Genomic DNA, 25256 nt, shown 5'->3' on the forward strand with positions numbered 1-25256 from the left:
GACTTGCTGCGCTCCGGTAGGTGCTTGCGTCGTCGGGGTTCGCCGATACGGCAGCCCCTTTCATCCCCACCCAGGCTGGATCGTCCAACAGGCAATAGGGAGGACTGAAAGGGGCGGCTGGCTAGACGAAGGTGGACGATGCAAGCACCGGAGGAACGACTGTAAGGAGTGACGAGGAGCGCAATGAGTCCCCCAAGCTCAGCCAGCCAGGACTTTTTGGCTGTTCGAAATCGCTGCCCAGTCTGTGTATACAGTCAATCCAAGGCCGAATGTTGAAGGGGCGACCCGCCGACATCGCTACCATGGAAGCACCGACCGGAGACGCGGGAATCTACGCCCGTGAGTCGTCGTATCTCGACCGGTACGTCCAGCTCGGCGAGGCCGGCGACCGTATCATCTCGCTGTCGTTCCCGTCCCAGCCCGAGGACGATGTCAGCGAGGCCCACGCGCTGCTCGACCGCATCGACGAATATCTCCAGGGGGTCGAGGACGACTTTACGGATGTCACCGTCGGCCTCACGGTCCCGACGGACCAGCGGAAAATACTGGAAGCCGTCCGGGAAATCCCCTATGGCGAGGACGCCTCCGTCGCACAGGTCGCGCGGATGACACCGGACCTGGACGATGACGACGAGGACGACATCGCACAGGTCCGGGAGGCACTGGCCGCGAACCCCGTACCGCTGTTGATTCCGGACCATCGGGTTCGGGACGGGCCAAGCGCCGCGCCGCCGCCGGTCGAACAGAAGCTCCGGGCCGTCGAGGGCCTTTAGGCCCAGAGCCGGTCGACACCCAGCCCCTCGTGGACGACCAGTTCGAGTGCGTTGACGAGGTAATGGGCGACAACGACGGCGAGCAGGCTGTTCGTCGCGATGAACAGGCCGGCAAGCGCCAGCCCCAGCGTTCCGGTGACGACGATGCCTGCCCGGCCCTGTGCGCCGTGGCCCAGCGCGAAGGCGACGGAGGCGACGATAGCCATCGCCCACGCCGGTGCGCCCAGTCCCGCGACGGGGACGCCGATAGCTGCCGCCCGGAAGAGGAGTTCCTCGACGATTGCGATGACCGGCAGGACAACCCCGAGCAGGACGACCCAGCCGCCGACCGAGTCCGGCGCGAGCAGTTCCCGCAGCGACTCGTCGAAGGCGACGCCGAAGCCATCCGCCAGCGCGGCGGCGAGTTCGTTGCCGAGCCAGAAGCCGACACCCGCGCCGACGCCGACGGCTAGTGCGGGGCGGCCGGTCGAGAGCCCGTCCATGGTGATACCGAAGGCACTGGCCGGGATTTCGAAGTAGAACGCGCCGGCGACCAGCAGGACGCCGAACAATCCCTGCGTGAACGCGACGTTGGCCAGCAACATGCCGGTCGAGACATCAGCCGGGGCGAGCGTGTCGCGCATCTGCTGGCGCTGGGCCGCTGCTCGTTGCGTCTCGAAGCGTGGGATGGTCGGGTCACCGTCGGGCATCGAGAGCCCGTCGGTCGTCGCGGAGACGCCGCCCTCGGGTCGCACCGCCCCCTGTGAGAGCCGTGCGAGACCGAGAAGCGCGGTTAGAAGAAATCCCGTCAGGCCGACGAATGCGGCCCACTCGGGCATCTATTGGGGACTCGGACTGCCGCCGCTCTGCCGGCCGACCTCGTGGTCGAGCGCCTTGCCCGTGATGGACTTGAGGCGGTCGACCAGCGAGTCCTTCTCCGCTTCGCCGGCCAGTGCGACCTCCAGGACCTCGGAAATGTGCGAGACGGGGATGATCTCGATCATGTCCTCGTACTCGTCTTCGATCATCACGTCCTGGGTGTTCGCTTCGGGGATGATGACCGTATCGAGGCCGGACTTGGCGGCCGCCTCGATTTTGTGGGTGACGCCGCCGACCGGGAGCACGTCGCCCCGGACCGACAGCGATCCGGTCATGGCGAGGTTCTGCTTGACGGGGACGTTCTCCAGCGCGGAGATGACTGCCGTGGCGACCGTGATAGAGGCGGAGTCGCCGTCGACGCCGCCCTCACCGGCCTGGACGAACTGGATGTGAACGTCCTTCTCGGAGATGTCCTCGTCGGAGAACTTCTTGATAATCGCCGAGACGTTCTGGACGGCCTCCTCGGCCATCTCCTGGAGCTGTCCCGTGGCGATGACCTGGCCGGGCCCCTGTGACGGGCTGACCTCGGCCATCACGGGGAGGACGATACCGCTGTCCTCGCCCATGACGGCGAGCCCGTTGACGCGGCCGATCACGTCGCCCTGGTTGACGGTGAGCTCGTAGTCTTTCCGGCGCTCGATGTAGTTGTCCGCGAGCTGTTGCTCGATGGACCGGGAGCGCCGTTTCGCCTGCAGCACGTCCTCGCGCTCGGTGCGGTCGCGGTCCTCGGCGCGGGCGATGTCGCCGGCGACGCGGACCAGTCCGCCGAGGTCACGGAACTTCAGGCTGAGGTGGCCTTTGCGCCCGGCGCGACGCCGGGCTTCCAGGATAAGCTCCTGGACGGCTTCCTCGGTGAAGTGCGGGAGTCGACCGTCGTTTTCGACCTCCTGAGCGACGAAGCGTGCGTACTTCCGTCGCATCTCGGGGTCGTCTTCGATGGTGTCGTCCATGTACACCTCGTACCCGTACCCCTTGATACGGGAGCGCAGCGCGGGGTGCATGTTCTCCATGGCGTCGAGGTTCCCCGCGGCGATCATGATGAAGTCACAGGGGACGGGCTCGGTCTGGACCATCGCGCCCGAGGAGCGCTCGGACTGGCCCGTGATCGAGAACTCGCCCTCCTGAATGGCCGTCATCAGCTTCTGCTGGCTGCGGATGTCGAGCGTGTTGATCTCGTCGACGAACAGCACGCCCTTGTTGGCCTGGTGGATCGCGCCGGGCTCGACGCGGTCGTGGCTCGGCGTCTCCATCCCGCCGGACTGGAACGGGTCGTGGCGCACGTCGCCAAGCAGCGCACCGGCGTGGGCACCCGTAGCGTCCTCGAACGGCGCGGTCTTCTGGTTGGCGTTGTTGACCAGCAGGTTCGGAATCATCGCGTCGCTGCCACGCGAACCGTAGCGGAAGGCGAGATAGATGACACCGGCCGCGAGTATCCCCAGCAGGACTTGCTGGACGAGGATGAGGGCGTAGCCGATGACGATGGCGATGATGATCCACATGAGGAAGGTCCGCATCTGGTTGCGCTTGCGGGCCTCCTCCTTGTGGGCCTCGACTATCTGTTCCCCTTTACCGCCGGGGACAGTGCGTACTTTCGGTTCATTGCCGTCGTCGGGATTGTGATAGACGAGAACGTCCTGCAGTTCCTCCCGTGGAAGCAGTTGGGACATCGCCTTCGCCAGCATCGACTTCCCCGTCCCGGGGGAGCCGATCATCATCACGTGGCGGCGCTGTTTGGCCGCCTTCTTGATCACGTCACGGGCGTGGTCCTGCCCGATGACCTGGTCGACGAGTCGGTCTGGCACTTCGATGTCGGCGGTCGATTCGATTTCGAGGCCGCCCAGAAGGTTATCTTCGTCGCCGTCCAGATCGGACTCGCCGTCAACTTGGACATCGCTTCCGAGTGTCGTTTCGGACGTTTCTCCCTCGCCGCCCCATCGGTCTTCGGTTGGCTCCTCGGCTGAGGATTCGGAGGCGGGGTCGTCGGGGTCCTGCTTGGCCCCGTTGTTCGACGCCTCCTCCCCAGCGTCGGTTGCCTCCCGGTCGGGGTCGGGAGTCGCGTCGGTGTCGGTGTTGTCGCTCATACAAACGTTGCTAACATCCACATCGAAGGCCTGTCGACTGATATACTTTCTCCCCGCATCGGTCGTTACAGTGCCGGAAAACCGCAACACGGCGGCGGAATACGGTCGGCGGTACCGGGGGCGTCGCGCGTCGTCGGGTTTATGAAACTACCGCCCACACTGAGGAGTATGCGTGGGTTCTACATCGGCCGCTTCCAGCCCTACCACAACGGCCATCACTCGATGGTCGAGCGCATCGCCGAGGAAGTCGACGAGCTCGTTCTGGGCATCGGGAGCGCCGACGATTCACACACCACACATGACCCCTTTACGGCCGGTGAGCGGATCATGATGATCACGAAGGCCGTCGCGGAGTACGACCTGACGACGTACGTCGTCCCCCTGGAGGACATCAACCGCAATGCCGTCTGGGTGAGCCACGTGGAGAGCATGTGTCCGGACTTCGACGTGGCGTACTCGAACAATCCGCTTGTCGTCCGATTGTTCGAGGAGGCCGGTATCGAGGTCCGCCAGTCGCCCATGTTCGACCGCGACCGGCTGGAGGGCAGCGAGATCCGCCAGCGGATGATCGACGACGAGTCCTGGCGCGACCGGGTCCCGCCGTCTGTCGTGCAGGTCCTCGAAGAGATTCACGGCATCAAGCGACTCCAGCACGTCTCGGACAGCGATTCGCTCGAACGGTACGCCGCTGCCGACGAATCGGTCGAGAAGTCGATCGACGACCTCGACGACTGATGATTACGCTGAGTTCGGACTTCGGCGCACCGTATCCCGCAGCGATGAAGGGAGTCATCTGCCGGGCGACCGACGCCCGCATCGAGGACATCGCCCACGACTTCCCGCGGCAGGACGTTCGGGCCGCGGCGTTCTGGCTCACGCAGACGCTCCCGTACTTCCCGCCGGCGGTCCACTGTGTCGTCGTCGACCCGGGTGTCGGGACCGACAGGAACGCTATCGTCGTTCGCGCAGGCGAGCACGCGCTCGTAGGACCGGACAACGGCGTCCTCCTGCCGGTCGCACGCGAACTGGCCGAAAGCGGAGACAGCGCTGGAGACGCGTTCGAGGTGTTCACCTGGGCGTACGACGACCCAGCGAGCAGTACGTTCCACGGGCGGGACGTGTTCGCGCCCGCTGCGGCGGCCGTCCACGACACTGGCGTCACGAACATCGAGACCCGGACAGAGACCACCCCGACCGACGACTACGTCGACCTTCGGTTTCCGAAGCCGTCCGTCGACGGCGACGAGGCGACCGGGGAGGTCCTCGTCGTCGACGACTTCGGCAATGCCGTGACGAACATTCCAGGCGACGTGCTCGCCGACCGGTTCGGCGGGGCGGTCGCGGTCAACGGGACCGAGGCCCCGGTCCGGCGCGCCTACGCCGCCGTCGAGCCGGGCCAGCGACTCGTCACTGTCGGCAGTCACGGGAACGTCGAACTCGCCGTCAATCGCGGCCGCGGCGACGAGGCGTTCGGCGTCGATGTCGAGGCGTCGGTTACCCTGTCGCTGTGAGGGGTGATTTCGCGGCCCCGAATTTTTAGGGACGCCGAAACATCGGTGCGCTTAAGTCTTTTAGGCCAGCCTAACAAATTGTATGCCAGAGAGACGCGACTTGCTGAAGACGGTGGGAATCGCTACAACGGGGCTTCTCGCCGGCTGTCCAGGGGCGGGGTCCTCCGATACGGACACGCCTTCGGGGGGCACCGAAACTGCGACAGCGACCGAAGAAGCCACGGAAACCGACGACGGGGGCGAACCCGACGTTTCTGTCGGGCCGATGACCGCCGTCGCGACTGAGTGGAACGTCTATCGGGCGCGGTTGTTCGACGCCGTTGCCCTGGGGCGGGCCGGTGCTCCCGGTGCGGGGGCGACGGTCGCCCAGAACATCTTCGCCCGGTTCGAGGGGGCGTCGGGCGAGTACGGGGCCCACGAGCAGCTTGAATCCACGTCCGAGTCGGCATACGAGGGATTCGAGGAGGAGCTCGGAGCGGTCCAGTCGTCGCTGTCCGAGGGTGACGTGTCGGGGGCCGCCTCGGCCGCGGATGCGGCATCGAGCAACCTCCAGACGGCCCAGCAGGCTGCCGCGGGACAGCAGGCCACCAGAGTGCTGGACCTGCTCTTGCTGGGCAGTCGGGCGAGCAACGCCGCCATGGCCGCGACGCTGGGTTCTTTCGAGGGGGCCGCCGCTATCGCGGAGGAGACGATGACCGCGTTCGAAGACGGGCTGGTGTACAGCATGATCGAGGACGCGGACGCGGATGCCTACGAGGCCTTCGAGAGTGCGCTGTCGGGCATCAGTTCCGCCGCAGGCAACGAGGACGCAAGCGGCGTCACAGAGCAGGCTCGGGCTGCACTCGATGCGGCTGTCACGGGTGCCTACGCGCTAATCTCCGAGGAGTCGGTCGCCGGTGCGGGCCACCTCTCGACGATGCAGGCCCGCGGCTGGGACGCAGCCGCGCTCGCCTCCGCCGGCGGCCCCGGCCAGGCCTACGCGCACACGGTCACGCTCAACAGTTACCGCGCTCGGGTCGCCGACGCGGACTGGCTCGCGGCCAACGACGCGGCCGACGCAGCCTCGACGGCCGTCGAGAACGTCTTCGCCCACTTCGAAGGGGCGAACGCACACGACGCGCTGGAGGAGGCCGACGGCGAGGCCTACGAAGCCTTCGAGGGCGGGCTGGAGGACCTCTCCAGTGCCATCGAGAACGGCAACGGGGACGGCATCGACAGCGCCGTCGAAACGGTCGATACGAACCTCGTAACCGGTATCGAAGCGCTGGTCGGCGGCGAGGACGCGCGGGCGGCACTGGAGTCGGCGTTCTTCCGCGCGCGCATCGCCGACGCCCGCGAACTGTACCGCCTCGGCAACGCCTCGGCTGCGGCGACTATCGTCTCGGACGTGTTCGCCCGCTTTGAGGCGAACGAACTGGGCTTCCACGAGACGATGGAACACGAGAGCGAGGACCTCTATCAACGCTTCGAGGAGGAGCACCTCACGTCGCTGCAGTCGGCCTACGAGAACGACGACAGCGAGGCCGTGGCGACCCACCACGATGGGGTCCAGCAGGCCCTGCTCGACTTCGAGGCGGCCCTGTCGACGGCCGTCGCCAGCGGTGCGGAGGCCGACTACATGATTGGACGGGCCTTCGATGCGGCCGGGCTCGCGGCGCTGTCGGAGACCGACCGCGCGGCGACGGTCATTCAGGACACCTTCGCCCACTTCGAGAGCGGCGCGGCGGGCTTCCACGAGGCGCTGGAGGAAGCTGACGAGGAAATATACGAGAGCTTCGAGTCGACGCTTACGGACATTCGAACCGCTGCCGAGGACGGCGGGGATGTCACCGCCGCGGCGACGGCGTTCAACGACGAGGCCATCGCGGCGGCGTACGCCATCGCCGGGAGCGCCGGCGGCAACGGGGAAGCCGCGGCGGCCATCATTCAGGATGTCTTCGCGACGTTCGAGGAGGCGCGGGTCCACGAGATGCTGGAGGAGGCCGATCAGTCGGCCTACGAGAACTTCGAGGCCGCACTAAATGACTACTCGCAGGGGCTCACGAGCGGCGACGCGGACCCGGCGGTACTCGCGGATGCGACGCGAACCGCGCAGTTCGCCGTCGTCGGCGCTGTCGACAGCGCCCCGAGTGAGTCCGGAGGCGGTAGCGGCGAGGAATCCGAAGCGACCGAAACGTCGCTCTCCGGTGGTCCGAACGTCGTTGAGGGGGTCCCCGATGACGCCGATCACGTCGTCGACATGGAGGCGGTCGCATTCGCGCCCGAGGAACTCACCGTCAGCGTCGGCGATACGGTCGCTTGGGAGCACGTCGGTGGCGAACCACACTCCGTCACCGCTTTCGAGGACGAACTTCCGGAGGATGCGACCTACTGGGCCTCCGGCGGGTTCGAGAGCGAATCGGCCGCACGCGAGGGCTGGGAGAACGGGGAAGGGGCTGTGCAGTCCGGCCAGAGTTACGTCCACACGTTCGAGACGGCCGGCGAACACGGCTACGTCTGTATTCCGCACGAAGCCGCGGGGATGGTTGGCACCGTTATCGTCGAAGAGTAGCGGCTGGCTATATATTTTGGACTGCCTAAAAATCGATGCCTTTTTGTGTTTTAGGGTTGCCTAAATAATTGTATGCCGGACGACCAGACCACAACGAGGCGGGACATCTGTCGCCGGAGCGAGTCGGGTGCTGCCTTTCCTGTCGTCCGCGCAACGTCCGCCCGACAGGAGGTGAGAGTCAGGACGTGACCGAGTATTGACCTGTCGGTCTCGACCATCTTCAGCGGCGACGACCACCGTGGGCATAGCCCGTCGCCGCGCGCCACGAGTTTTATCGTGTCTGTCCCGTGGGCGTCTCCCCCAAGGACGCCCCATTTCAGGTCCTTCACTGTGGACCACACTGGAACACCGACGCTTGCCAGCTACTGGTGTCCGGAGAGTACGAGGACCTATGCTCAGTTGTCCGGGTCGACCGAATCGGAGACGACGGCTTCGATTCGGGTGACCTTCCGTTCCAGATACGCCCGTTCGAAGTACAGCAGTTCGACCGCGATGACAGCTCCTGCGATCACCAGTACCATGTAGAAGGTCGCTGGCTCCCGCGTTCGCAGATTCCACAGCATCAGCGGGAAAAACCCCAGCGCCCCGACCGCACCGAGGGCGGGCGGCACCGGGTGGACGGCGCTTTTGTCGCGTTGCTGGAACGCCAGAACGCTCATTGCGCCGAAGATGACGATGAACGATAGCGAGGCGAAGGAGGTGATGGCGTTGAGGCTTCCGACTGCCGCGAACGCCGCTGTGACGGTCCCGATGAGGACGACCGTCCGCTCGGGCACGCCGTCGGTTTCCGCGTCACCGACGTTGTCCGGCAGGAGATCGTCGGTCAACATCCCCTTGGCGAAATGCGCCGCGGAGAACAGCGTCGCGTTGATAGCGCTGCCCGTCGAGAACAGCGCCGACACCGACAGCAGTACCGCCCCGAACGAGGACAGTCCGTAAGGGGACAGCATCGTCGCCGCCGCGTCTTTCAGCGCGACGTGGGGGGAGTTCGTCAGCGCGTCCGGGACGAGATTGACGGTGACGACGCCGACCAACACGTAGACGGCGACCGCGACCGGGATTGCGATGTATACCGCTTTTCGGATGGTCTCGACCGGATTCTCGATTCCCTCCTGATCGTAGAACAGCAACTGCCAGCCCTGGAACGCCACGAACGAGATCGCTGCCGCGACGATCGGGCTGGTGCTCGTGAGTCGATCCAGACCGATGTCCACTGGTGCGGCGCTGAATCCGTGGATGTAGGCGAGTCCTAGGATGCCGAAGGCGACCAGAATCGCTAGCTTCAGTGCGACAAGGATGTTCTCGACCGTCCCGGTCGAGCGTGCACCCAGCAGATTCAGGCCGACGAACGCGGCGACTGCCAGGACGGAGACCGCCGGCCTCGTCGGGAGGCCTGCGATACCGTCGGGGAGACCAAGCGCGATAGCGAACTCCGCGAACGCGAACGCGTACATCGCCATTGAACCGATGTAGCCAAACAGCAGCGTCCAGCCGACCATGCCGGCAAGCGTGGCGTTCCCGAGATAGCACTGCACGAACGACACGGAGCCGCCGTGGGCGTCACGAAGTGAATTGAGCGTGTTGTACGAGTAGCCCGCACAGAGCGCAACGACGCCAGCAAGCACGAACGCCGCCCACGTCGCCGCCATCGTTATCTGTGCGACGACGCCCAATACGGCGTAGATACCGCCGCCGATCATCCCGCCGAGCGCAATCGAAACCGCTTCTGTGAGTCCCAGATTGCTCTCGCCCATCGGCCCCAAAGTAGACCAGCTATCCGGAAGAGTCCGATGCCGGTATTTGCAGGGACCCCACCGACCGGCGTGCGATTCGGGACAGGCGTTTTGTCGCTCCTCGCCTTGCCTCCCGGTATGAGCGACGAGGAACCAGCGGAGAACATCAGCGGTGGGGCCGCCGGCGGCGGCCGGGCAGCCGCGTTCGACCCGGAGACGGCTGGCACGCGGGCCGAAGCCGTCGTTGACCACCTTGGCGACCTGTACTGGACGAAGACCTACGGCGGCCGGGACGCCTTCGAGTGCCTCGTCCGGACGATACTCAGCCAGAACACCTCCGACAAGGCGAGCCAGCCAGCCCACGACGAACTGATGGCGCGGTACGGGAGCGACGGCGGAGACGTGGACGGCGAAGGAGACTCCGACGACACCGACCTCGCCCGCGCGCTGGCCGATGCCGACCAGGCTGAACTCGCCGAGACCATCTCCTCGGCCGGGCTCTACAACCAGAAGTCCGAACGCATCATCGCCCTCGCGGGGCGCATCTGCGAGGCGTACGGCGGCGAGGACGGCTTCGACGCATTTGTCCGAGACAGCGACCCCGAGGCGGTGCGGTCGACGCTGCTTGACATGAACGGCGTTGGCCCGAAGACCGCTGACTGCGTCCTGCTGTTTGCGGGCGGCCGCGGCGGTGTGTTTCCGGTGGACACGCACGTCCATCGTATCGCCCGCCGCATGGGACTGGCCCCAGCCGACGCCGACCACGAGACCGTCCGCGAGTATCTGGAACGCGACGTACCGCCGGAAAAATGCGGGTTCGGCCATACGGCGATGATTCAGTTCGGCCGCCAGTACTGCTCGGCCAGAAAGCCGGCCTGTCTGGACGACCCCGACGCGTGCCCGCTGGCGGGCCACTGCGATCAGGTCGGCGTGTATCCGGCCAGTGGCGAGGTCGTCGACCCCGCCGAAGCGGAGTAATCGAATCGACCCCGTGTTTTTACCAGCGTTTTGAGCGACGACGACTCCAGAAAGCCCCGAGGCGCTGGGCTCTTGCGACTCTCACGGTTCGCTTCGCTCACCGTTCGAGTGAGTCGTGGCGCTTTGCGCCACGTACTCGCTGCGCCCTTCGCTCACTTCGTTCGCTCCAGTGCTTGCCTCGTCTCGAACGCCCAGCACCTCGCCCCTTTCAGTCCCACCCGTAGCCGGTTGGTCAAACTGGGCTGGGTGGGACTGAAAGGGGCCGCGCTATCGGCGAACCCCGGCGCAGCAAGCCGCGGGAGCCGATAGTGCGGGGGCTTTCTGGCTGGTAGAAGCTACGTTGTAGGAGAATCCAACTACAAAGACACTACCTAGCAGTCATTCGCGGTGGCCCCAGCGCTCGCCGTCGTCGGCATAGCGGGCGCTGACGATGCGGTTGAACTGGTCGTCGGACAGTGAGATGTCGGCCGCGCCGACGTTCTCGTCCAACTGGTCGACGGTACGCGCGCCGACAATGGGAACACAGGTGAAGTCCGGCTGTTCGATGAGCCAGCGCAGCGCCACCTGGGCGGGTGTGGCGTCGAGTTCGTCGGCCACGGCGCGGAGCTCGTCGAGGACGTGCCAGCCGCGCTCCGAGAGGTAGAAATCCTCGAAGCGGTCGGACAGCGAGCCGCGAGAGCCTTCTGGCCCCTCGAAGGCCGTCGGGTCATCGTCGTCCGTGCGCTCGTACTTGCCCGTGAGGAAGCCGCCCGCCAGCGGCGAGTACGGACAGACGGCCATGTCCTGGTCGGCAGCGACATCGAGATAATCTTTCACGTCGTCGCGGTAGCCGGCGTGGAACAGCGGCTGGGTCACCTCGAAGCGCTGGTAGTCCTCGACATCGCTTTTCCACAGGGCTTTGGTCAGCTGCCAGGCGGCCATCGTCGACGCGCCGAGGTGGTGGACCTTGCCCGCGTGAACGAGGTCATCAAGCGCGGATAGCGTCTCCTCGATGTCGCTCTCTTCGTCCCAGCGGTGGATATAGTAGAGGTCGAGGTAGTCAGTATCGAGGCGGTCAAGTGTCCCTTCAATCTGAGCGCGGATGTGCTTGCGGCCAAGACCTGAATCGTTGGGGCCAGGCTCGCCGCGGCCGTCGAAGGGGAAGTACACTTTCGAGGCGATGACGAAGTCCTCGCGGTCGTAGTCATCGAGCCACTCGCCGATGTACTCCTCGCTGGTGCCGTTGGGGTTGCCGTAGACGTTGGCGGTGTCGATGAAGTTGATACCCCGCTCCCACGCCGCATCGAGGAGGTCGTGGGCTTCCTCGCGGTCGGTCTCGACGACGCCGCCGGTCTCCCGGCCGAAGCGCCAGGTGCCGAAACACAGCTGTGAGACTGTCGTCCCGGTCGAACCGAGTCTGGTGTACTCCATATCGGGGCCACGACGGGCTACCCGAAAAAGGGGCGCGGTCCCGGCGAAGGCTGTCCGGTACTCCTATGACCGCCCTGCAGACGCCGCGACGACCAGCCCGGTCACCAGCAGAAACGCCATCAGCGAGAGGTTGGGCACGGTCAGGCCGAGCACCCGATACTGTACCTGCGCGCAACTGATCGCTCCGATGCCACAGGTCGTCTGGCTCACCTGTAGCCAGGAGTGGTAGGCCGCGATGGCAGTCCCTGGCACCGCCAGCGGCAGCGCCGTCCGGACGACGCCGGGACGGTTCTCGACGGCAGCGATGCCGAGGACGACCACTAGCGGGTACATCAGGATTCGCTGATACCAGCAGAGGCGACAGGGCGTGAGTCCGAGGCCCAGCGAGAGATAGAGGCTGCCGGCTGTCGCAACGGCGGCGACAACGGTCGCGGCGGCCAAAAAGAGCCGAGACCGGTCGGAGACGAATCGGGAGTCGACCACAGCAAAGCCGGCGACGCCCGGCGAAAAAAGCGTTCCGAGACCCGGGTCTGAGAGGCTCGGCAGCGCTCGCTTTTTCAGTCCCGCCGCCGACAGCCAGCGTATGCCCGACGATTCGGACCCCGAGGCGAACCTCGAACAGTGGAAGTCCGCGATGCAGGAAGAACACGCAGAAGCCATCTCGAACCCCGATCCCGACGAGTTCCACCAGATCGAGGGCGTGGCACAGGTCACATATCGGGTGACCTTCGACTACGATGCCGACAAGGACGCGCTCGAACGGGAAAGCGCTGAGGAGGTCGACGACCTGACCGACCCCGAACTGCTCTCCTGTGCGTGTGGCGTTCGCGGGATGACGCCCGAGGAAGCGCGGGAGCATATGGCTGCCGCTGCCGAGCAGTCGTAATCAGCACCGCCAGGCCGTCTCAGTCGTGAATAGTCACGCCGTCGTGGTCGACGGTGATGTCGACCAGGCTCGTCACTTCGTAGTCGGTGCCGTCGAGCGCCGACTCACCCTGTTTCCGGAAGACGACGACGATGTCCGAGATGTTCGCCCCGATGCCGTCGAGTGCCTCACAGATGGAGGCCATCGTCCCGCCGGTCGAGAGCAGGTCATCAACGATGAGCAGGTCGTCGCCGGCCTCGATGTCGTTGATGAACATCTCGGATTCGGAGTAGCCGGTGGTCTTGTGCAGCGGGACCTCGTCGTCGAGGCCGTAGGAGCGCTTGCGGATGACCACGAGCGGGATGTCCGTCTGCAGCGAGAGCGCGGTCGCGATGTGGATGCCCATCGCCTCCGGCGCGACGATCTTGTCCACGTCGAGGTCGGCCGCTCGCGTCACGCCGACGACGACCTCGCGGAGGAGTTCCGGTTCAAGCATCGGGACGCCGTTGCTGAGCGGGTGGACCAGGTAGGCGTACCCGTCTTTGTCGATAATCGGGGCCTCGTGCAGCGACTCGCGGAGCTTCTCCATGCCCCCGTTACCTGAAGGGAGACAATAAACCGTTCGAGGCTGGGCTGGGGTGTGCGCACCGATTCGCGGTGTCGTCATTCGGCTCGTTTGTCGGAACTGAGCGGCGAACAGATAGCGTCAGTCCGCCGTCGAGACCGACCGGTCCCGTTTCGTCTCGAACGGGCTGTCCTCGATGATGTCCCGGGCGGTGTGTTCGCCGCTGATGAGACACATCGGCATCCCGATACCGGGCGTGGTGTAGCCCCCAGTGTAGTAGAGGCCGTCAAGGCCGGCGCGGTGACCGGGGCGGAGCGGCCCGGTCTGGAACAGCGTATGGGCCAGCCCAAGGGCCGTTCCCTGCGGGTCGCCGAAGCGGTCGGCGAACTCGCTGACACACGCCGATTCCTCGACGACGATGCGGTCCCGCAGGTCGACGCCGGTCTGTTCGGCGAGGTCCGCGAGGACGAACTCCCGGTATTCCTGGCGAATCTCGGGACCGTCGTCGAGCCCCGGCGCGATGGGGACCAGAACGACGACGGCGTGGTGGCCGTCAGGGGCGACCGTCTCGTCGGTCTTCGACGTGACCGAGAGGTAGTACGCGGGGTCGTCGGGCCAGGCGGGGCGGTCGAATATCTGCTCGAAGTGACCGTCCCAGTCCGTCGGCAGGACCAGCGAGTGATGCGCCAGCGGTTCTACGTCGCCTTCGACGCCGAGATACAGCATGAACGCCGACGGCGCGTAGGTCTGGTCGTCCCAGTAGCTCGGGTCGTGGTCGCGCGCGGCGGGGTCGAGGAGATTCTGCTCGGTGTACGCGGGGTTGGCGTTGCTGACCACGATGTCAGAGCCGACGACGCCGTCCTCGGTGGTCAGTTCGAACGCCCCCGCCTCGCCAGCGATGTGCTGGACCTCGGTCCCGGTCCGAATATCGACGCCGAGTTCCCGGGCCAGCGACCCGAGACCGTCGACGACGCCGGCGATACCGCCCTCAGGGTAGAACACGTTCATGTTCAGGTCGACGTGGCTCATGATGCTGTACAGCGCGGGGGTGTTGTGGGGCGCGCCGCCGAGAAACACAAGCGTGTATTCGAGCAACTGCCGGAGCTTGGGGTGGTCGACGTAGCGGCCGACGTAGTCGTCCATCGAGCCAAAGAGCCGCGCCCGCGGGGCCAGCGGGAGGAGGTCGGTGTCGACGTAGTCGCGTAGCCGCTCGCGGCCCTCGTAGACGACCCGGTCCATCGCCAGGTCGTAGTTGCGCTCGGCGGTGTCGAGGTACTCAACGAGGGCGTCGCCGCCCCCCTCCTCGTAGGACTCGAACACCTCGCGGGCGTTCTCACGGTTGGGCCGCATCGTCACCCGGTCGCCGTCCTTCCAGAACACCCGGTACTGGGGGTCGAGCCGCTCCAGTTCGTAGTAGTCCGTGTGTTCGCGGTCGAAATGGCCGAAGAAGCGCTCGAACACGTCGGGCATCAGGTACCACGACGGGCCGGTGTCGAACCGGAAGCCGTCGCGTTCGAGGACACCTGCGTGGCCGCCGAGGCGGTCGTGGCGTTCGAGCAGTCGCACGTCGGCTCCGGCGTCGGCCAGGTAGCACGCCGCGGAGAGGCCGCCGAAGCCGCCGCCGACGACGGTCACCGTCCGGTCGCGAGGGAGGCCATCACGCATAGCAAGCGCTAGCGACTATATTTGAAAAAGGGTTGTCTGGATTCTCAGAAACTCACAACGACAGCAGTGCCGACGGGCTCTCGCCCGGTGTTCTCAGTTCGATGGAATTCGCAACATCGTTTATTGTGAGCGTTTCCCTAGGCTCGCCGTATGCCCACGACCGGCCTGGGGTCCGTCTGGCAGCGCAATCGGGACATCAACCGCCATCCGTCGCTCTGGCTCTCGCGGGCGAGCCTGCTGGTACTTGCCGTTGTCTTCGGCCTCCTCGGAGTAGCGGGCGTCAGCGTCCCGCTCCGGGCACAGATGGTCGTCTACCTCGTCGGGATGGTCGCGCTCAATCTCCCCCACGGCGGCTACGAACACTTCGAGAACCTTCGTCGCCGTCGCCCCTCCTTTCGCTGGCGCTACGTCACGGTGTATCTGGCAGCCATCGGTGGATTCGTCGGCCTGTTCCTCGTGGCTCCGGTCGCCGGCCTCGCGCTGGCGCTGACCGTCGCCATGGCGAAGGGTGGCCTCGGCGGCCGACAGGTACTCGAAGCCACGAGCGGCACTGAGCACCTACAGTCCCGGTTCCAGCGCGGGCTCGCGGCGGCCGTCCGCGGCGGCGCGGTGATGCTCGTCCCCATCGTGTTCTGGCCGGACACGTTCTACGCGTTCAGCGCGTTGATGGTCGGGCTCGTCGAACCCGGGGCGCTCTCGTCGTACGCAGGCTCGTTCGACACGACCCGGCTCGTCATCGGGTCCGGCTACGGCCTCGCCCTGACGACACATATCCTCCTGGGCTACGCCCGCGGCGGCGGCCGCTCCTGGCTCGTCGACGCGGGGGAGTCGCTATTGCTGACGGCCTACTTCGCGTTCGTGCCCGTCCTCGTCGCTGTCGGGCTGTACTTCCCGTTCTGGTACTCCGCCCGGCAGGTGGCACGGACGGCAGCCGTTGAGGACGAACCGGTCGGCGACGAGCGCTGGGACCTGCTCGGCGGCGCGGACCCCTCGTCCGTCGCACTGCGTGCCTGGGTCGTTCTCGTCGTCGGAGCGCTGGCCACCTTCGGCGTTCTCGTCGCCGTCTACTGGGCGTTCCCGAATCCGCTGGGCACGAGCGACCTGCTCCCCGGCGCGGTGGCGTTCTGGAGTATGTTCATCAGCATCGTCGCGCTGCCCCACATTGTCGTCGGGTCGTTGCTCGACCGTGACCGGGGCATCTGGTACGTACCGTGACGGCGGACACCGCTGTACTACCGCAACGGCGACGGCTCACTCGTGACCCGAAACCGGGACCGGCTCGTAGGGTTCTTCCAGGTACTTGATGTCCGACTCGCTGAGATCGATTTCCAGGGCTTCGACGGCTGCTTCGAGGTGGTCGACGCTCGAAGTCCCGAGAATTGGTGTCGTTACCCACTCCTTGTGGAACTGCCAGGCGAGGGCTATCTGGGCCATCGAAACGCCCTTCTCGGCGGCGAGTTCCCCCACGCGCTCGTTGATTTCCCTGCCGCCGCCCGCCGCGTACGGCCGACCGATTTCGGCCTCGTGCTCTCCGCGGGTCGTCGCGTCGAACTCCTCGTGCGGGCGGGTCAGGAAGCCAGCGCCCAGTGGGCTCCAAGGCATCACCGCGATGTCTTCTTTGTCACACAGCGGCAGCATCTCGCGTTCCTCTTCCCGATAGACGAGGTTGTAGAGGTTCTGCATCGAGACGAAGCGGTCGAGGTGCAGGCGCTCGGACGTGTGCAGCGCCTCGGCGAACTGGTACGCCCACATCGACGACGCCCCGAGATGGTGGACCTGGCCGCGCCGCACCGCGTCGTCCAGCGCCCGGAGCGTCCCCTCGATGGGCGTGTCGTCGTCCCAGCGGTGAATCTGGTAGAGGTCGACCGTGTCCATCCCCAGCCGGGAAAGCGAGTTCGACAGTTCCTGCTCGATGGCCTTCCGAGAGAGGCCGCCGGAGTTGGGGTCGTCCTCGCGCATCTGGCCGTATCCCTTCGTCGCGATGACGAACTCGTCGCGGTCGTACTCCGAGATAACGTCGCCCAGAATCGCTTCCGACTCGCCGTCGGAGTAGACGTTCGCCGTGTCGAAGAAGTTGATGCCCAGATCGATGGCCCGCTCGATTACCGCACGGCTCTCGTCCTCGTCGAGCGTCCACTCGTCGCCGTTCGTCCCGAAGCTCATGCAGCCGAGACAGATGTCCGAGACGGTGATGCCGGTCGAACCGAACGTCGAGTACTCCATACCGCCCGGTCGGCCACAGCGGTATAAAATGCTGTGCCACCCGGACGAGAGGCGGCAGATCCCCTCTCTGAACGGCTGCTCACTCAGTCGACGGTGAGTCGTCGCTGTCGCCCTCGCTAATGCGGATCGTCGTGATGCGAGCCCCGTCGACGCTCATCACCTCGAAGACGTAGCCAGCGGTTTCGACGCTGTCGCCGACTTCGGGCGCACGGTCGAGTCCGCCGAGTACCAGCCCGCCGAGGGTTTCGTATGCGTCGCTGTCGAGTTCGACGCCCAGCGTGTCGGCGACTGTCGACAGCGGGACGCCGCCGTCGGCGTCGTAGCTCCCGTCGCTTCGTTTATGTATCGAGTGCTCCCGATCCTCAACGTCGAACCCATCGCGCAGGTCGCCGACGACAGCCTCGACCACGTCCTCGACCGTCGCAATACCCTCGAAGGACCCCCACTCGTCGATGACCGCCGCCATCTGCTGGTGGTCCTGCCTGAACTGCAACAGCAGGTCGCTGATGGCGGTGGTCTCCGGAACGACGAGGACCTCACGGGCGATGTCCTCGGCGGTCGCGTCGCCGTCGCCCTCCTCGCTCGCCCGGACCACGTCCTTGACATCGAGGAACCCGACGACCTGATTGCTGTCGTCGGCGTCGACGACCGGATAGCGCGTGTGGCCTTCGTCGAGGACGAGCGCTCGAATATCCGACAGCGTGGCGTCGGCGGGCACGCTCACCACGTCTGGCAGCGGGACCATGACCTCCCGGACGTTGGTGTCGTCGAGGTCGAACACGCGCTCGATCATCTGTACCTCTGCGGTGTCGATGTTCCCCTCCTCGCCGGAGCGGGCCAGTACCCGCCGTATCTCGCGTTCGCCGAGCGTCTCGTCCGTCTCGGAGGCCGGCGGGACACCGAGCAGTTGCGTGAAGGCGTTGGCCGAGCCGTTGAACACGACGATACCCGGGTAAAACAGGTAGTAGAAGAATTTCATCGGCGGTGCGAGCCACAGGGAGAGCTGTTCTGTCCGGGCGATAGCGAACGTTTTGGGCGCGAGTTCGCCGAAAACGACGTGGAGGAACGTGATGATGCTGAACCCGACCGCAAACGCGACGAGGTGGAGGAGGCTCTCGGGCAACACCGGGGCCAGAACGGGTTCGAGCAGCGCCGCGACGGCGGGCTCACCGACCCACCCCAGACCGAGCGACGCGAGCGTGATGCCGAGCTGGGTCACCGCGAGATAGTTGTCGAGGTCCGTCATCACCGCCTGGAGCGACCCCGAACCGGCCCGCCCCTCCTCGGCCAGCTGATCGACCGACGTGCCGCGCACGCGAACGAAAGCGAACTCCGCGGCGACGAAGAAACCGTTCAGTCCAACGAGGAACAGCGCTAGCACCAGCTGTGCCGCCGAGAGCGCGACGTTTACCATCGCAACTCTCCGACGGCGGCGTCAGTCGCTTTCGGTGTGTGCATACCGATGCATTACGGCCGACATACTAAAGTGCTGGAATCGGCGTGTGCAAGTGACTGCCATCACCTCCTTCTAAGCGCTGATAGCGAATTCACGGGAAAGGCCTCGGCACTCACAACTCACAATCTATCCATAGTGGAAGTATTTAACGCGCCTCTGGAGTCCGCTTGTTCCGTTACCGTTCGTCCAGCATCCGGATGCCGCGCTCTACGACTGCCTCGGTCACGAAGAGACTCGTCTCACGCTGGAGTGCTCGCATACGCGATACCGCTTCATCTCTGTCGAGCAATCCGCGGCCGTAACCGAGCGCGATGATGCCGATGGAACCGTGAACTTCGATGCCAGCGGCAGACGCTGCCTCTCGGGCTGCGAGGTCGTCGGTCAAGAGAACGACGCCCCGATCCTCTGCGACCGCAATCGCAGCACGTTCCCCGGCATCCAGTTCTTCAGATCCGAGTTGGCTTTCCTCGGCTTCGACGAGTTCGTACGAGAGGTCGGCCAATCCGTCCGGAACACCACCGGCCTCAACTTCCTCGTAAACCGTCTCTGGAACGAGGAGCGTGTCAAACGTCGAGAGCAGTTCAAGCGAATCTATTTCGGCGAGGTGAATGAGCGGCCCCGTGTCCGAGACAGCCGCAAGTGTCACGCGTTCAAGCCCCAGTCGACATCTTCCTCGACAACCTCACGTTCTCGTTCTGCTCGCTCGACTTTCGTCCGGCCGACACGGTCGATTGCTTCTTCGCGGTCCAGTTCGTCGTCTAGGTACCGCGCAAGAACGATATCTTCCCACAGGTCTTCGAGACCGCGTTCGAGAGCTTGTTCGAATACCTCGGACTCCGGAAGGCCGCGAGCCTCGGCAATTTCTCGAACCCGGTCGGAGATTTCGGCGGCCATATTCGTGTGATTGCTCGGCAATGTTCTTAAATCCGTGTCTGCCTACTTGGCGTGTATTCGACCGGGGCCTATGTCTACTGTGGCCACAGCTAGATGTCGTTAGAGACGCTATCGACCGTGAAAAATGCCGGCCTCGGCACTCATGTCAACTCACTGTGGTACTACAGTTACCACATTATTCTATATTATCGGAAACGACTAGAAACTTTCGAAAGACGCTAATTATCCTATCAAGACCAAGTTCTAGGAACTGAATCTAGATAATTTGATTTAATATTTGGCTTGGCTTAGACCACTCTTTTTTAAGAGGGTCAATTACTTGTCTGGCAATACTTAGTGACGAAAACAACTCAATAAATGAATGGAATTTTAGTAGTTGAGGAAACTGTTGAAATTTAATGAGTAGCGGAGGACTGAATTCTTTCGAGTTGATTGTAAAGGCACAATACTTCTTTCCTATAGAACCCTCTGAAGAGAATCTAAGATCTATACAGAATAGATTGATACAGATGCCGATGGAGGACGGATTCCGGATCAAAGACAGTCCACTTCCGTTCGTGCCGGTTGACCGTGCAATGGAATTTTGTCGTATGCCGCTGTCCAGTGAAAGATCTCGCTGGGAGAAAATTAAAGGATTCTAAAGCGAGAATAATAATCAAAGAGAGCCATTTGGCGGAGATAATTTCATTCGGAGGTTGAAACGACTGTGTGACGATCTCTCCTTCCGTCTTGTATTCAGGTTCAAAACATTTCGAGGGGAAGAGGCAGAAGGATACGACGTATTCGTCGAATCAACACCTACGCTTCTGCAGAAATCCCGGCAAGTCAAACTACCCTCTGATCACAGTTATAAACCGGATGGTAGGCGGGCATACTACAAGCGTGATATACACGCTGTCCAGCGGATCGAGTCCTGGTACGTTGAGTAACTGTGTTTCCTGTGTTCTGCGATACCTGCTATTGCTTGTAGTCAGTTCATTACCATTAATTATCTATCAGACCGCGAGTATTATTTTGAGGCAGCTACAGGCCTCGGATTAAGGGTCTTAGGCCGCCCTAGACGCCTTTTTCGGCGTTAGTTATATGGGGGTTGGAAGTGTATGTTGACATGTCTCCCACTACGAAAAACAAGACGGAGACGGAGAGCAAACTTTGAGTTCGCACGTAGACACAAGAGAACTCGGTAGAGGACAGCAAACACTGCATGAAGCGGTTAATTCTCACCGGATATACGAGCCGGTTAGAGGTGTTCATCCCCGTGTTGAGCTTCCTGACGAGGAGTTCGAGGAGTGGCTCGACGGCAACCGGGAAGTCGAGTACGTGATAATTAATTTCTCGGATGCTGAAGAGGTGAAAGAGCGGGACGGGGATCTCAGCCAGGTTTTGGAGCCTTGGCATATCCCGGTGATCCTTGGGACGGAGCACGATGAGTACGTGAACAGGCGTACTTTCCAGGACGTAGTGGATTTGCTGGAGGTGGCGCAGCCAGCGATCTACGTTCCGGACGTGGTCTACAGCTACAACTGGATGGACGAAGAGATCCAGGAATATGCTATCGAGGCGTATACTGGCCACGTTCGGGATCTTCAAAAGGAGATTATCAAGCAAGACTTCGATGTCCGGTTGATCCCGACGAACAAGGGCTGGAAGTACGAACACTTCACGGAGTACCAGGAGCTGTTCGATGAGTTTGACTACGAAGAGTTCGCATTCTACGCCGTCCAGTACACTGGCTGGGATGCTGGGAACGCGATCAACGTACTTCGGAGCCACGTCAGGAACTCGATAGCCGCCCTGGATATGGAGGACGTTTTCCTGATCGGACGGCTTGCAGAGGACGATTTACTGGATTTCGCTCCGCGTGTCCGTGGAGCGACTGGGCTTCGGCAGTGGACTGACGACTGCTCGACGGAAGACGGGCTTTCGCAAGGTCTGTGGCCCGAGTTTCAGGAAGGCCGGGAGGCCAAGCTGTCGGTCAACGACGGGCAGGAGCAGAGGCCGATGAACGAGTTCGGCGGCAGGAAGGAGGACAACTGAACGATGGTTATCTTCATGGGTTCATACAGCGGCGGCGACTACGGTTCGTCCGATGACGATGATTCACAGGATGAAGGATCGGCAGATGATCACTCGCAGCCCGGTTTAGATGATTACGGTGGCGGCGACGGAAGCGATGACTCTGAGCAGGAATCTGATAGCGGTGCAGGTGCTGCTGCCGCGGGCGCTGCCGGTGCTGCTGGTACCGCGGCTGGCGCTGGTGCTGCTTCTGGTGGTGCTGGATCAGGAGCTGGTGCAGGTGCTGGTACGGGTACAGGAACTGAGCCAGCAGAAGGCGACGATTCCGAAGACACGGATGAATCCAACGACGGTGAAGACGAGGAGGAAGAAGATCAGCCAGACGTCCCGGACATCGAGGAGCCGGATATAGAACCGGAAGACGACGTCGACGAACCTGAGTCAGAGGAAGACACGGAGGAGGACGCCGAGGAAGAGGAAGATGAAGACGAGGACGAGGAAGAAGATGAGACTGTGGTCGTGGTTCAGGAGGTCGATGCGTTGAGCGCGATGTCCTGGGGCGTCCAACCGGTGATGAAACGTGTCGAAGAGTGCTACTGTGAAGAGATCGAACTCTTTTACAAACCAGCTCCAGTCCGTGAAGTTGACCCGGAGCAGGAGAAACAGAAGTGGATTGACGCCGGACAGCAGTTCGGTATGCCGGTTGATCCCTCGTTCTGGGACGATGATCCGCCGGAGTCTACGGAACTGGTCAACAAGGCCTTCGAGGCAGCTATCGAGCAGTCCCGGGGAATGGATTACATCAGGGCGTTGTGGCGTCACGGTGTTGCAGCTGGCCGCGATATCCACGACCGGGAAGTCCTGATTGAGTCGGCGTCAGATATCGGTCTGGACCAGGAACGGTTCGAGGAGGATCTGGATAGAGTGGAACTGGAGGTCGGGGAGTGTGGTGAGCTTCCTTTCACCTTCATGGAGATCCAAGGGAATCCCGTTCCGAAGAATGGCCGAGTCCGGTACTCGGACTTCAAGACCCAGTTCACGTTCCAGGGCATCGATGAGCAGGAGCCTCAGGAACTGCAGGGATTCGTGGAGGAACACGGGCCTGTGGCTACCCCGGAAGTGATGGAGGTGTACGGAGTCCAGCGGGAGGAAGCCGTTCAGCGTCTCCAAGATCTAGACAGTGTTTCGTCGTTCGAGGTCAGCGGCGAAAAGTTCTGGACGCTCTAAATCGATTTCACACCGGTTTCCCGAGTTATAGGTTCTAGACGTCTGATGCTGGAATAGAGGATGCGAAGATCCCTCAGTGTCACACGTTTTGCTCCCACACCACTTCATACTGCTCTGTTGAATAGCGATCTAATTAGCTGTTATCGCGGAGTAGAAGGACGAAGCCGAGGAAATCGACTCTGTCATGGAAATCGACATCCTCGACTTCGTTGAAGAGTGTCGGCATCTAGCTAAACAAGCGTTAGGGAAGCATGCGGGCGAGCCCGCCAGCGGCGGGTTCGCCCGCTGGATCCACGTTGTGTTGCACTGTTTCCGACTCGAAGAAGAGCACAGCTTCCGTGAAACGCCGAATCGGCTGAAATACATGGCGGAACTCCGCGACATTCTTGACCTTGATCAAGACGATCTCCCGGATTACACGACGATCTACAAATCGTTTGATCGGCTCAAAATGTGGGTGTGGCGGGCGTTGCTGCGCGTTTCAGCGCAGCAACACCCGCAGTCTGGTCACGTAGCACTCGACAGCACGTTCTTCGACCGACGCTCGGCCTCATCGTACTACCGACAGCGGTCTGGAAGCACTGTAAAAACGCTGAAAGTGACGACATTAACCGATATAGAGTCACTGGCTGTGCTTGACGTACATATCTCAGCACGGTGGCAACACGACACGAAGACCGGACCGCAGGTCGTCCGCCGGAACGCGGACGACCTGCAGTCCGTCGCCGCTGACTCTGGTTTCCAAGATTGGAACACCGAGTACGAGATTGCTGCACTAGATATCGACTATCTTGTACACTACCGCGGTTCCTCACTGAACGCAACCGCGAATAACGCGCTCATCCGGTCAAAAGGGTACACTCAGCGCTGGATGGCTGAAACTTCGTATTCGACAACAAAGCGCTCGCTCGGCGATGCCGTGCGAGCGCTTGGCTGGTATCGACAGTTCCGTGAAATTGTCCTGATGTTCGCCATCACAAACATAGAAACGCTCTGTGAGCCGCTCTAACTATGATTCAGCATCTATTCAACAGAGCACGTTGTTCTGGAACTATAGGCGTCAAGAGTACAGTGAGTACATGAGCATCACGAATCCGACGGCAGTGAAACTACTCTGAATGATTGCGCTTTCGACGACTGGCAGGGAGAGGAGCTGATGAGCACTTCCGGCGAGTAGCGTTCCTGTCGTGATGAAACCGATTCCCAGACAAAGCGCTCGCAAGTGAGACGCTTTCTTTCGACGGTAGGCCTTGTACGTGAGCCACGTTAGTACGGTCCCACAAACCAGAATCACTGTTTTGATTGTGGTTAAAGCGAGTATGGTTAGGTCCATTCTGGTTCGAACTCTCGCTGACGCCGTACTATATAATTTGGCGTGTTCCCAACATTTGGAAATAGTACTTCCAATTATGAGACAGTAGAGAGAATATGAGGACAAGTTACGGTAATCAGGAGAACGAATATATTCCGCTACCGTACTAAGTAGCTGGCCCATTTGTGATCTGTTGTCACGGTCAGTGCCAGTACACGAACAGTATGCCTAATACCGAGAGCACAGAGGCACAAGACGTGCTTGTAGACAAATGTCTCGCAGGCACCGTCTCGTTGGGAGTCCCCATACTGGATGTCTACGGAGCTCTGCCCGGCGTAGCCGGTGGGGTCATCGCGACTGTGCTAGGGGTGGCTGCGACGATCCGTGGAGTCAAAAGCGTGAGGGACTCGTGGAGATTATTGACTATCGATTCAGTGCCACTTCGTGAGGCTGTCGCGACTGATGGGTTAGTTCGGGTCCACGGGACTGTTCGCCCGCCTCGGCCAGACGACACCCTCGTATCACCGATTCGGGAAGAAGAGTGCGTTGCATACGAGTACAATATCTACCACCAGGTGCAGGGGACTGGGGACCCTTCTATCGACGCTGGCATCGAATACAGTCCGTTCATCATCTCTGACGGGACGGCGGAGATATATGTCAACCCCTCAGAAGAGAGTCTCTCACTGAAACACGAGACGGAGACAGTCATAGGTGAAGAATTGCTGGAACAGGTGGACGAAGCGAGACTTGATCTGGAGCCGTCGGCGGACACAGACTCCGGCCTGTTTGAGGACCCCACCGAACTTGTAGAGGGAACACTCCGTGTCGGCGAAACGGTAAGCGTCGTTGGGAACGCAAGCACAGCACCGGAGAGTGGAGCCGGAGGTGCAGATGGAGTCATGACACCGGTGGACGGGAACCTGATAGTGGCGAACGATGAGCCAGAAAGTGCCGCGTTGAGAACGGGTGCTCGGGGACTTTTCCTGCTGGTCCTCGGGCTGGGATTCGATGTCATCGGCATAAGCGCTCTCATGGCTAATACAGATAGTTTCGTGGAGATGTTACAGCTTGCCGGTACGATTTGATTTCTTCGCGCTGAATCCATCGAGACGACTTTTACGAGCTACGCATCGAC

Annotated in this window: 23 protein-coding genes; 11 read left to right on the plus strand and 12 right to left on the minus strand. The window is 62.6% G+C overall.

The genetic code is table 11. The features are described from left to right. Positions 1-269 precede the first annotated feature (269 nt). On the plus strand, positions 270-773 hold the full coding sequence (locus Harman_RS11580; protein ID WP_137683954.1) for an MGMT family protein: 504 nt from the start codon (positions 270-272) through the stop codon (positions 771-773). On the opposite strand, the gene Harman_RS11585 is transcribed toward Harman_RS11580, so the two are convergent. Continuing rightward, positions 770-1591 (minus strand): CPBP family intramembrane glutamic endopeptidase, encoded by an 822-nt coding sequence (locus Harman_RS11585; RefSeq protein WP_137683955.1) that lies wholly within the window; start codon positions 1589-1591, stop codon positions 770-772. The two genes, Harman_RS11580 and Harman_RS11585, sit on opposite strands and share 4 nt — an antisense overlap. After that, positions 1592-3712 (minus strand): ATP-dependent protease LonB, encoded by a 2121-nt coding sequence (lonB, locus tag Harman_RS11590; protein WP_137683956.1) that lies wholly within the window; start codon positions 3710-3712, stop codon positions 1592-1594. It abuts the gene before it with no gap. Positions 3713-3880: 168 nt separating this feature from the next. On the opposite strand from lonB, the gene Harman_RS11595 reads away from it, so the two are divergent. The 3 genes from Harman_RS11595 to Harman_RS11605 all read left to right on the plus strand — a co-directional run bounded on the left by Harman_RS11595 (position 3881) and on the right by Harman_RS11605 (position 7774). Beyond that, complete coding sequence (locus Harman_RS11595) at positions 3881-4447, plus strand: nicotinamide-nucleotide adenylyltransferase (RefSeq protein ID WP_137683957.1); 567 nt, start codon at positions 3881-3883, stop codon at positions 4445-4447. After that, positions 4447-5223 carry an SAM hydrolase/SAM-dependent halogenase family protein gene (locus Harman_RS11600; RefSeq protein ID WP_137683958.1) on the plus strand — a complete coding sequence of 259 codons (777 nt, stop codon included), beginning with the start codon at positions 4447-4449 and terminating at the stop codon, positions 5221-5223. The genes Harman_RS11595 and Harman_RS11600 overlap by 1 nt, the downstream gene beginning before the upstream one ends. An 82-nt stretch (positions 5224-5305) precedes the next feature. Then, a complete protein-coding gene (locus Harman_RS11605) occupies positions 5306-7774 on the plus strand; it encodes a DUF5059 domain-containing protein (protein ID WP_137683959.1) in 2469 nt (822 codons plus the stop codon). Positions 7775-8169: 395 nt separating this feature from the next. Here Harman_RS11605 and Harman_RS11610 read toward each other — a convergent pair whose 3' ends face one another. Further along, a complete protein-coding gene (locus Harman_RS11610; RefSeq protein WP_137683960.1) occupies positions 8170-9528 on the minus strand; it encodes an APC family permease in 1359 nt (452 codons plus the stop codon). 117 nt (positions 9529-9645) lie between these two features. Between Harman_RS11610 and Harman_RS11615 the strand changes: the two genes are divergently transcribed. Beyond that, complete coding sequence (locus Harman_RS11615; protein ID WP_137683961.1) at positions 9646-10485, plus strand: endonuclease III domain-containing protein; 840 nt, start codon at positions 9646-9648, stop codon at positions 10483-10485. Between the two features lie 378 nt (positions 10486-10863). Here the strand turns inward: Harman_RS11615 and Harman_RS11620 are convergent, their stop codons facing one another. Together Harman_RS11620 and Harman_RS11625 are read right to left on the minus strand one after the other, a co-directional pair. Next, on the minus strand, positions 10864-11895 hold the full coding sequence (locus Harman_RS11620) for an aldo/keto reductase (protein ID WP_137683962.1): 1032 nt from the start codon (positions 11893-11895) through the stop codon (positions 10864-10866). A 63-nt stretch (positions 11896-11958) separates the two neighbouring features. After that, positions 11959-12378 (minus strand): disulfide bond formation protein B, encoded by a 420-nt coding sequence (locus Harman_RS11625; protein WP_137683963.1) that lies wholly within the window; start codon positions 12376-12378, stop codon positions 11959-11961. Positions 12379-12478: 100 nt separating this feature from the next. Between Harman_RS11625 and Harman_RS11630 the strand changes: the two genes are divergently transcribed. Continuing rightward, positions 12479-12781, plus strand: a complete 303-nt coding sequence (locus tag Harman_RS11630; protein ID WP_137683964.1) for a hypothetical protein — start codon at positions 12479-12481, stop codon at positions 12779-12781. Between the two features lie 19 nt (positions 12782-12800). On the opposite strand, the gene hpt is transcribed toward Harman_RS11630, so the two are convergent. Further along, positions 12801-13349 carry a hypoxanthine/guanine phosphoribosyltransferase gene (gene hpt, locus Harman_RS11635; RefSeq protein ID WP_137683965.1) on the minus strand — a complete coding sequence of 183 codons (549 nt, stop codon included), beginning with the start codon at positions 13347-13349 and terminating at the stop codon, positions 12801-12803. A 117-nt stretch (positions 13350-13466) separates the two neighbouring features. Beyond that, complete coding sequence (locus Harman_RS11640; protein WP_137683966.1) at positions 13467-14990, minus strand: phytoene desaturase family protein; 1524 nt, start codon at positions 14988-14990, stop codon at positions 13467-13469. A 150-nt stretch (positions 14991-15140) separates the two neighbouring features. Between Harman_RS11640 and Harman_RS11645 the strand changes: the two genes are divergently transcribed. Continuing rightward, on the plus strand, positions 15141-16205 hold the full coding sequence (locus Harman_RS11645; protein ID WP_137683967.1) for a Brp/Blh family beta-carotene 15,15'-dioxygenase: 1065 nt from the start codon (positions 15141-15143) through the stop codon (positions 16203-16205). A gap of 36 nt (positions 16206-16241) precedes the next feature. Here the strand turns inward: Harman_RS11645 and Harman_RS11650 are convergent, their stop codons facing one another. From Harman_RS11650 to Harman_RS11665, 4 genes are all read right to left on the minus strand, one after another. Beyond that, positions 16242-17213: an aldo/keto reductase gene (locus Harman_RS11650; RefSeq protein WP_137683968.1), complete on the minus strand. Its 972-nt coding sequence runs from the start codon at positions 17211-17213 to the stop codon at positions 16242-16244. Positions 17214-17292: 79 nt separating this feature from the next. Beyond that, entirely contained in the window at positions 17293-18627 is a 1335-nt protein-coding gene (locus Harman_RS11655) for a hemolysin family protein (RefSeq protein ID WP_137683969.1), read from the minus strand. Between the two features lie 217 nt (positions 18628-18844). Continuing rightward, positions 18845-19315 carry a nucleic acid-binding protein gene (locus tag Harman_RS11660; RefSeq protein WP_137683970.1) on the minus strand — a complete coding sequence of 157 codons (471 nt, stop codon included), beginning with the start codon at positions 19313-19315 and terminating at the stop codon, positions 18845-18847. Continuing rightward, positions 19312-19563 carry a hypothetical protein gene (locus Harman_RS11665; RefSeq protein ID WP_137683971.1) on the minus strand — a complete coding sequence of 84 codons (252 nt, stop codon included), beginning with the start codon at positions 19561-19563 and terminating at the stop codon, positions 19312-19314. The genes Harman_RS11660 and Harman_RS11665 overlap by 4 nt, the downstream gene beginning before the upstream one ends. Positions 19564-20715: 1152 nt before the next feature. On the opposite strand from Harman_RS11665, the gene Harman_RS21530 reads away from it, so the two are divergent. The 3 genes from Harman_RS21530 to Harman_RS11685 all read left to right on the plus strand — a co-directional run bounded on the left by Harman_RS21530 (position 20716) and on the right by Harman_RS11685 (position 23815). Continuing rightward, positions 20716-21600 carry a hypothetical protein gene (locus tag Harman_RS21530; RefSeq protein WP_200830882.1) on the plus strand — a complete coding sequence of 295 codons (885 nt, stop codon included), beginning with the start codon at positions 20716-20718 and terminating at the stop codon, positions 21598-21600. Between the two features lie 3 nt (positions 21601-21603). Beyond that, positions 21604-22806 carry a DsbA family protein gene (locus tag Harman_RS21535; RefSeq protein ID WP_200830883.1) on the plus strand — a complete coding sequence of 401 codons (1203 nt, stop codon included), beginning with the start codon at positions 21604-21606 and terminating at the stop codon, positions 22804-22806. Positions 22807-22990: 184 nt separating this feature from the next. After that, on the plus strand, positions 22991-23815 hold the full coding sequence (locus Harman_RS11685) for an IS5 family transposase (RefSeq protein ID WP_137683973.1): 825 nt from the start codon (positions 22991-22993) through the stop codon (positions 23813-23815). 51 nt (positions 23816-23866) lie between these two features. On the opposite strand, the gene Harman_RS22255 is transcribed toward Harman_RS11685, so the two are convergent. After that, positions 23867-24301 carry a DUF7521 family protein gene (locus tag Harman_RS22255; RefSeq protein ID WP_449271440.1) on the minus strand — a complete coding sequence of 145 codons (435 nt, stop codon included), beginning with the start codon at positions 24299-24301 and terminating at the stop codon, positions 23867-23869. Between the two features lie 41 nt (positions 24302-24342). On the opposite strand from Harman_RS22255, the gene Harman_RS11695 reads away from it, so the two are divergent. Further along, positions 24343-25206, plus strand: a complete 864-nt coding sequence (locus Harman_RS11695) for a hypothetical protein (RefSeq protein ID WP_137683975.1) — start codon at positions 24343-24345, stop codon at positions 25204-25206. The last annotated feature ends 50 nt before the right edge of the window (positions 25207-25256 follow it).

The sequence above is a fragment of the Haloarcula mannanilytica genome (genome assembly GCF_005406125.1).
Lineage (GTDB): Archaea > Halobacteriota > Halobacteria > Halobacteriales > Haloarculaceae > Haloarcula > Haloarcula mannanilytica.

Coding starts and splice junctions, on each gene's coding strand:
- Harman_RS11580 (WP_137683954.1), top strand. CDS start 270: ATGTTGAAGGGGCGACCCGCCGACATCGCTACCATGGAAGCACCGACC.
- Harman_RS11585 (WP_137683955.1), bottom strand. CDS start 1,591: ATGCCCGAGTGGGCCGCATTCGTCGGCCTGACGGGATTTCTTCTAACC.
- lonB (WP_137683956.1), bottom strand. CDS start 3,712: ATGAGCGACAACACCGACACCGACGCGACTCCCGACCCCGACCGGGAG.
- Harman_RS11595 (WP_137683957.1), top strand. CDS start 3,881: ATGCGTGGGTTCTACATCGGCCGCTTCCAGCCCTACCACAACGGCCAT.
- Harman_RS11600 (WP_137683958.1), top strand. CDS start 4,447: ATGATTACGCTGAGTTCGGACTTCGGCGCACCGTATCCCGCAGCGATG.
- Harman_RS11605 (WP_137683959.1), top strand. CDS start 5,306: ATGCCAGAGAGACGCGACTTGCTGAAGACGGTGGGAATCGCTACAACG.
- Harman_RS11610 (WP_137683960.1), bottom strand. CDS start 9,528: ATGGGCGAGAGCAATCTGGGACTCACAGAAGCGGTTTCGATTGCGCTC.
- Harman_RS11615 (WP_137683961.1), top strand. CDS start 9,646: ATGAGCGACGAGGAACCAGCGGAGAACATCAGCGGTGGGGCCGCCGGC.
- Harman_RS11620 (WP_137683962.1), bottom strand. CDS start 11,895: ATGGAGTACACCAGACTCGGTTCGACCGGGACGACAGTCTCACAGCTG.
- Harman_RS11630 (WP_137683964.1), top strand. CDS start 12,479: ATGCCCGACGATTCGGACCCCGAGGCGAACCTCGAACAGTGGAAGTCC.
- hpt (WP_137683965.1), bottom strand. CDS start 13,349: ATGGAGAAGCTCCGCGAGTCGCTGCACGAGGCCCCGATTATCGACAAA.
- Harman_RS11640 (WP_137683966.1), bottom strand. CDS start 14,990: ATGCGTGATGGCCTCCCTCGCGACCGGACGGTGACCGTCGTCGGCGGC.
- Harman_RS11645 (WP_137683967.1), top strand. CDS start 15,141: ATGCCCACGACCGGCCTGGGGTCCGTCTGGCAGCGCAATCGGGACATC.
- Harman_RS11650 (WP_137683968.1), bottom strand. CDS start 17,213: ATGGAGTACTCGACGTTCGGTTCGACCGGCATCACCGTCTCGGACATC.
- Harman_RS11655 (WP_137683969.1), bottom strand. CDS start 18,627: ATGGTAAACGTCGCGCTCTCGGCGGCACAGCTGGTGCTAGCGCTGTTC.
- Harman_RS11665 (WP_137683971.1), bottom strand. CDS start 19,563: ATGGCCGCCGAAATCTCCGACCGGGTTCGAGAAATTGCCGAGGCTCGC.
- Harman_RS21535 (WP_200830883.1), top strand. CDS start 21,604: ATGGTTATCTTCATGGGTTCATACAGCGGCGGCGACTACGGTTCGTCC.
- Harman_RS11685 (WP_137683973.1), top strand. CDS start 22,991: ATGGAAATCGACATCCTCGACTTCGTTGAAGAGTGTCGGCATCTAGCT.
- Harman_RS22255 (WP_449271440.1), bottom strand. CDS start 24,301: ATGGGCCAGCTACTTAGTACGGTAGCGGAATATATTCGTTCTCCTGAT.
- Harman_RS11695 (WP_137683975.1), top strand. CDS start 24,343: ATGCCTAATACCGAGAGCACAGAGGCACAAGACGTGCTTGTAGACAAA.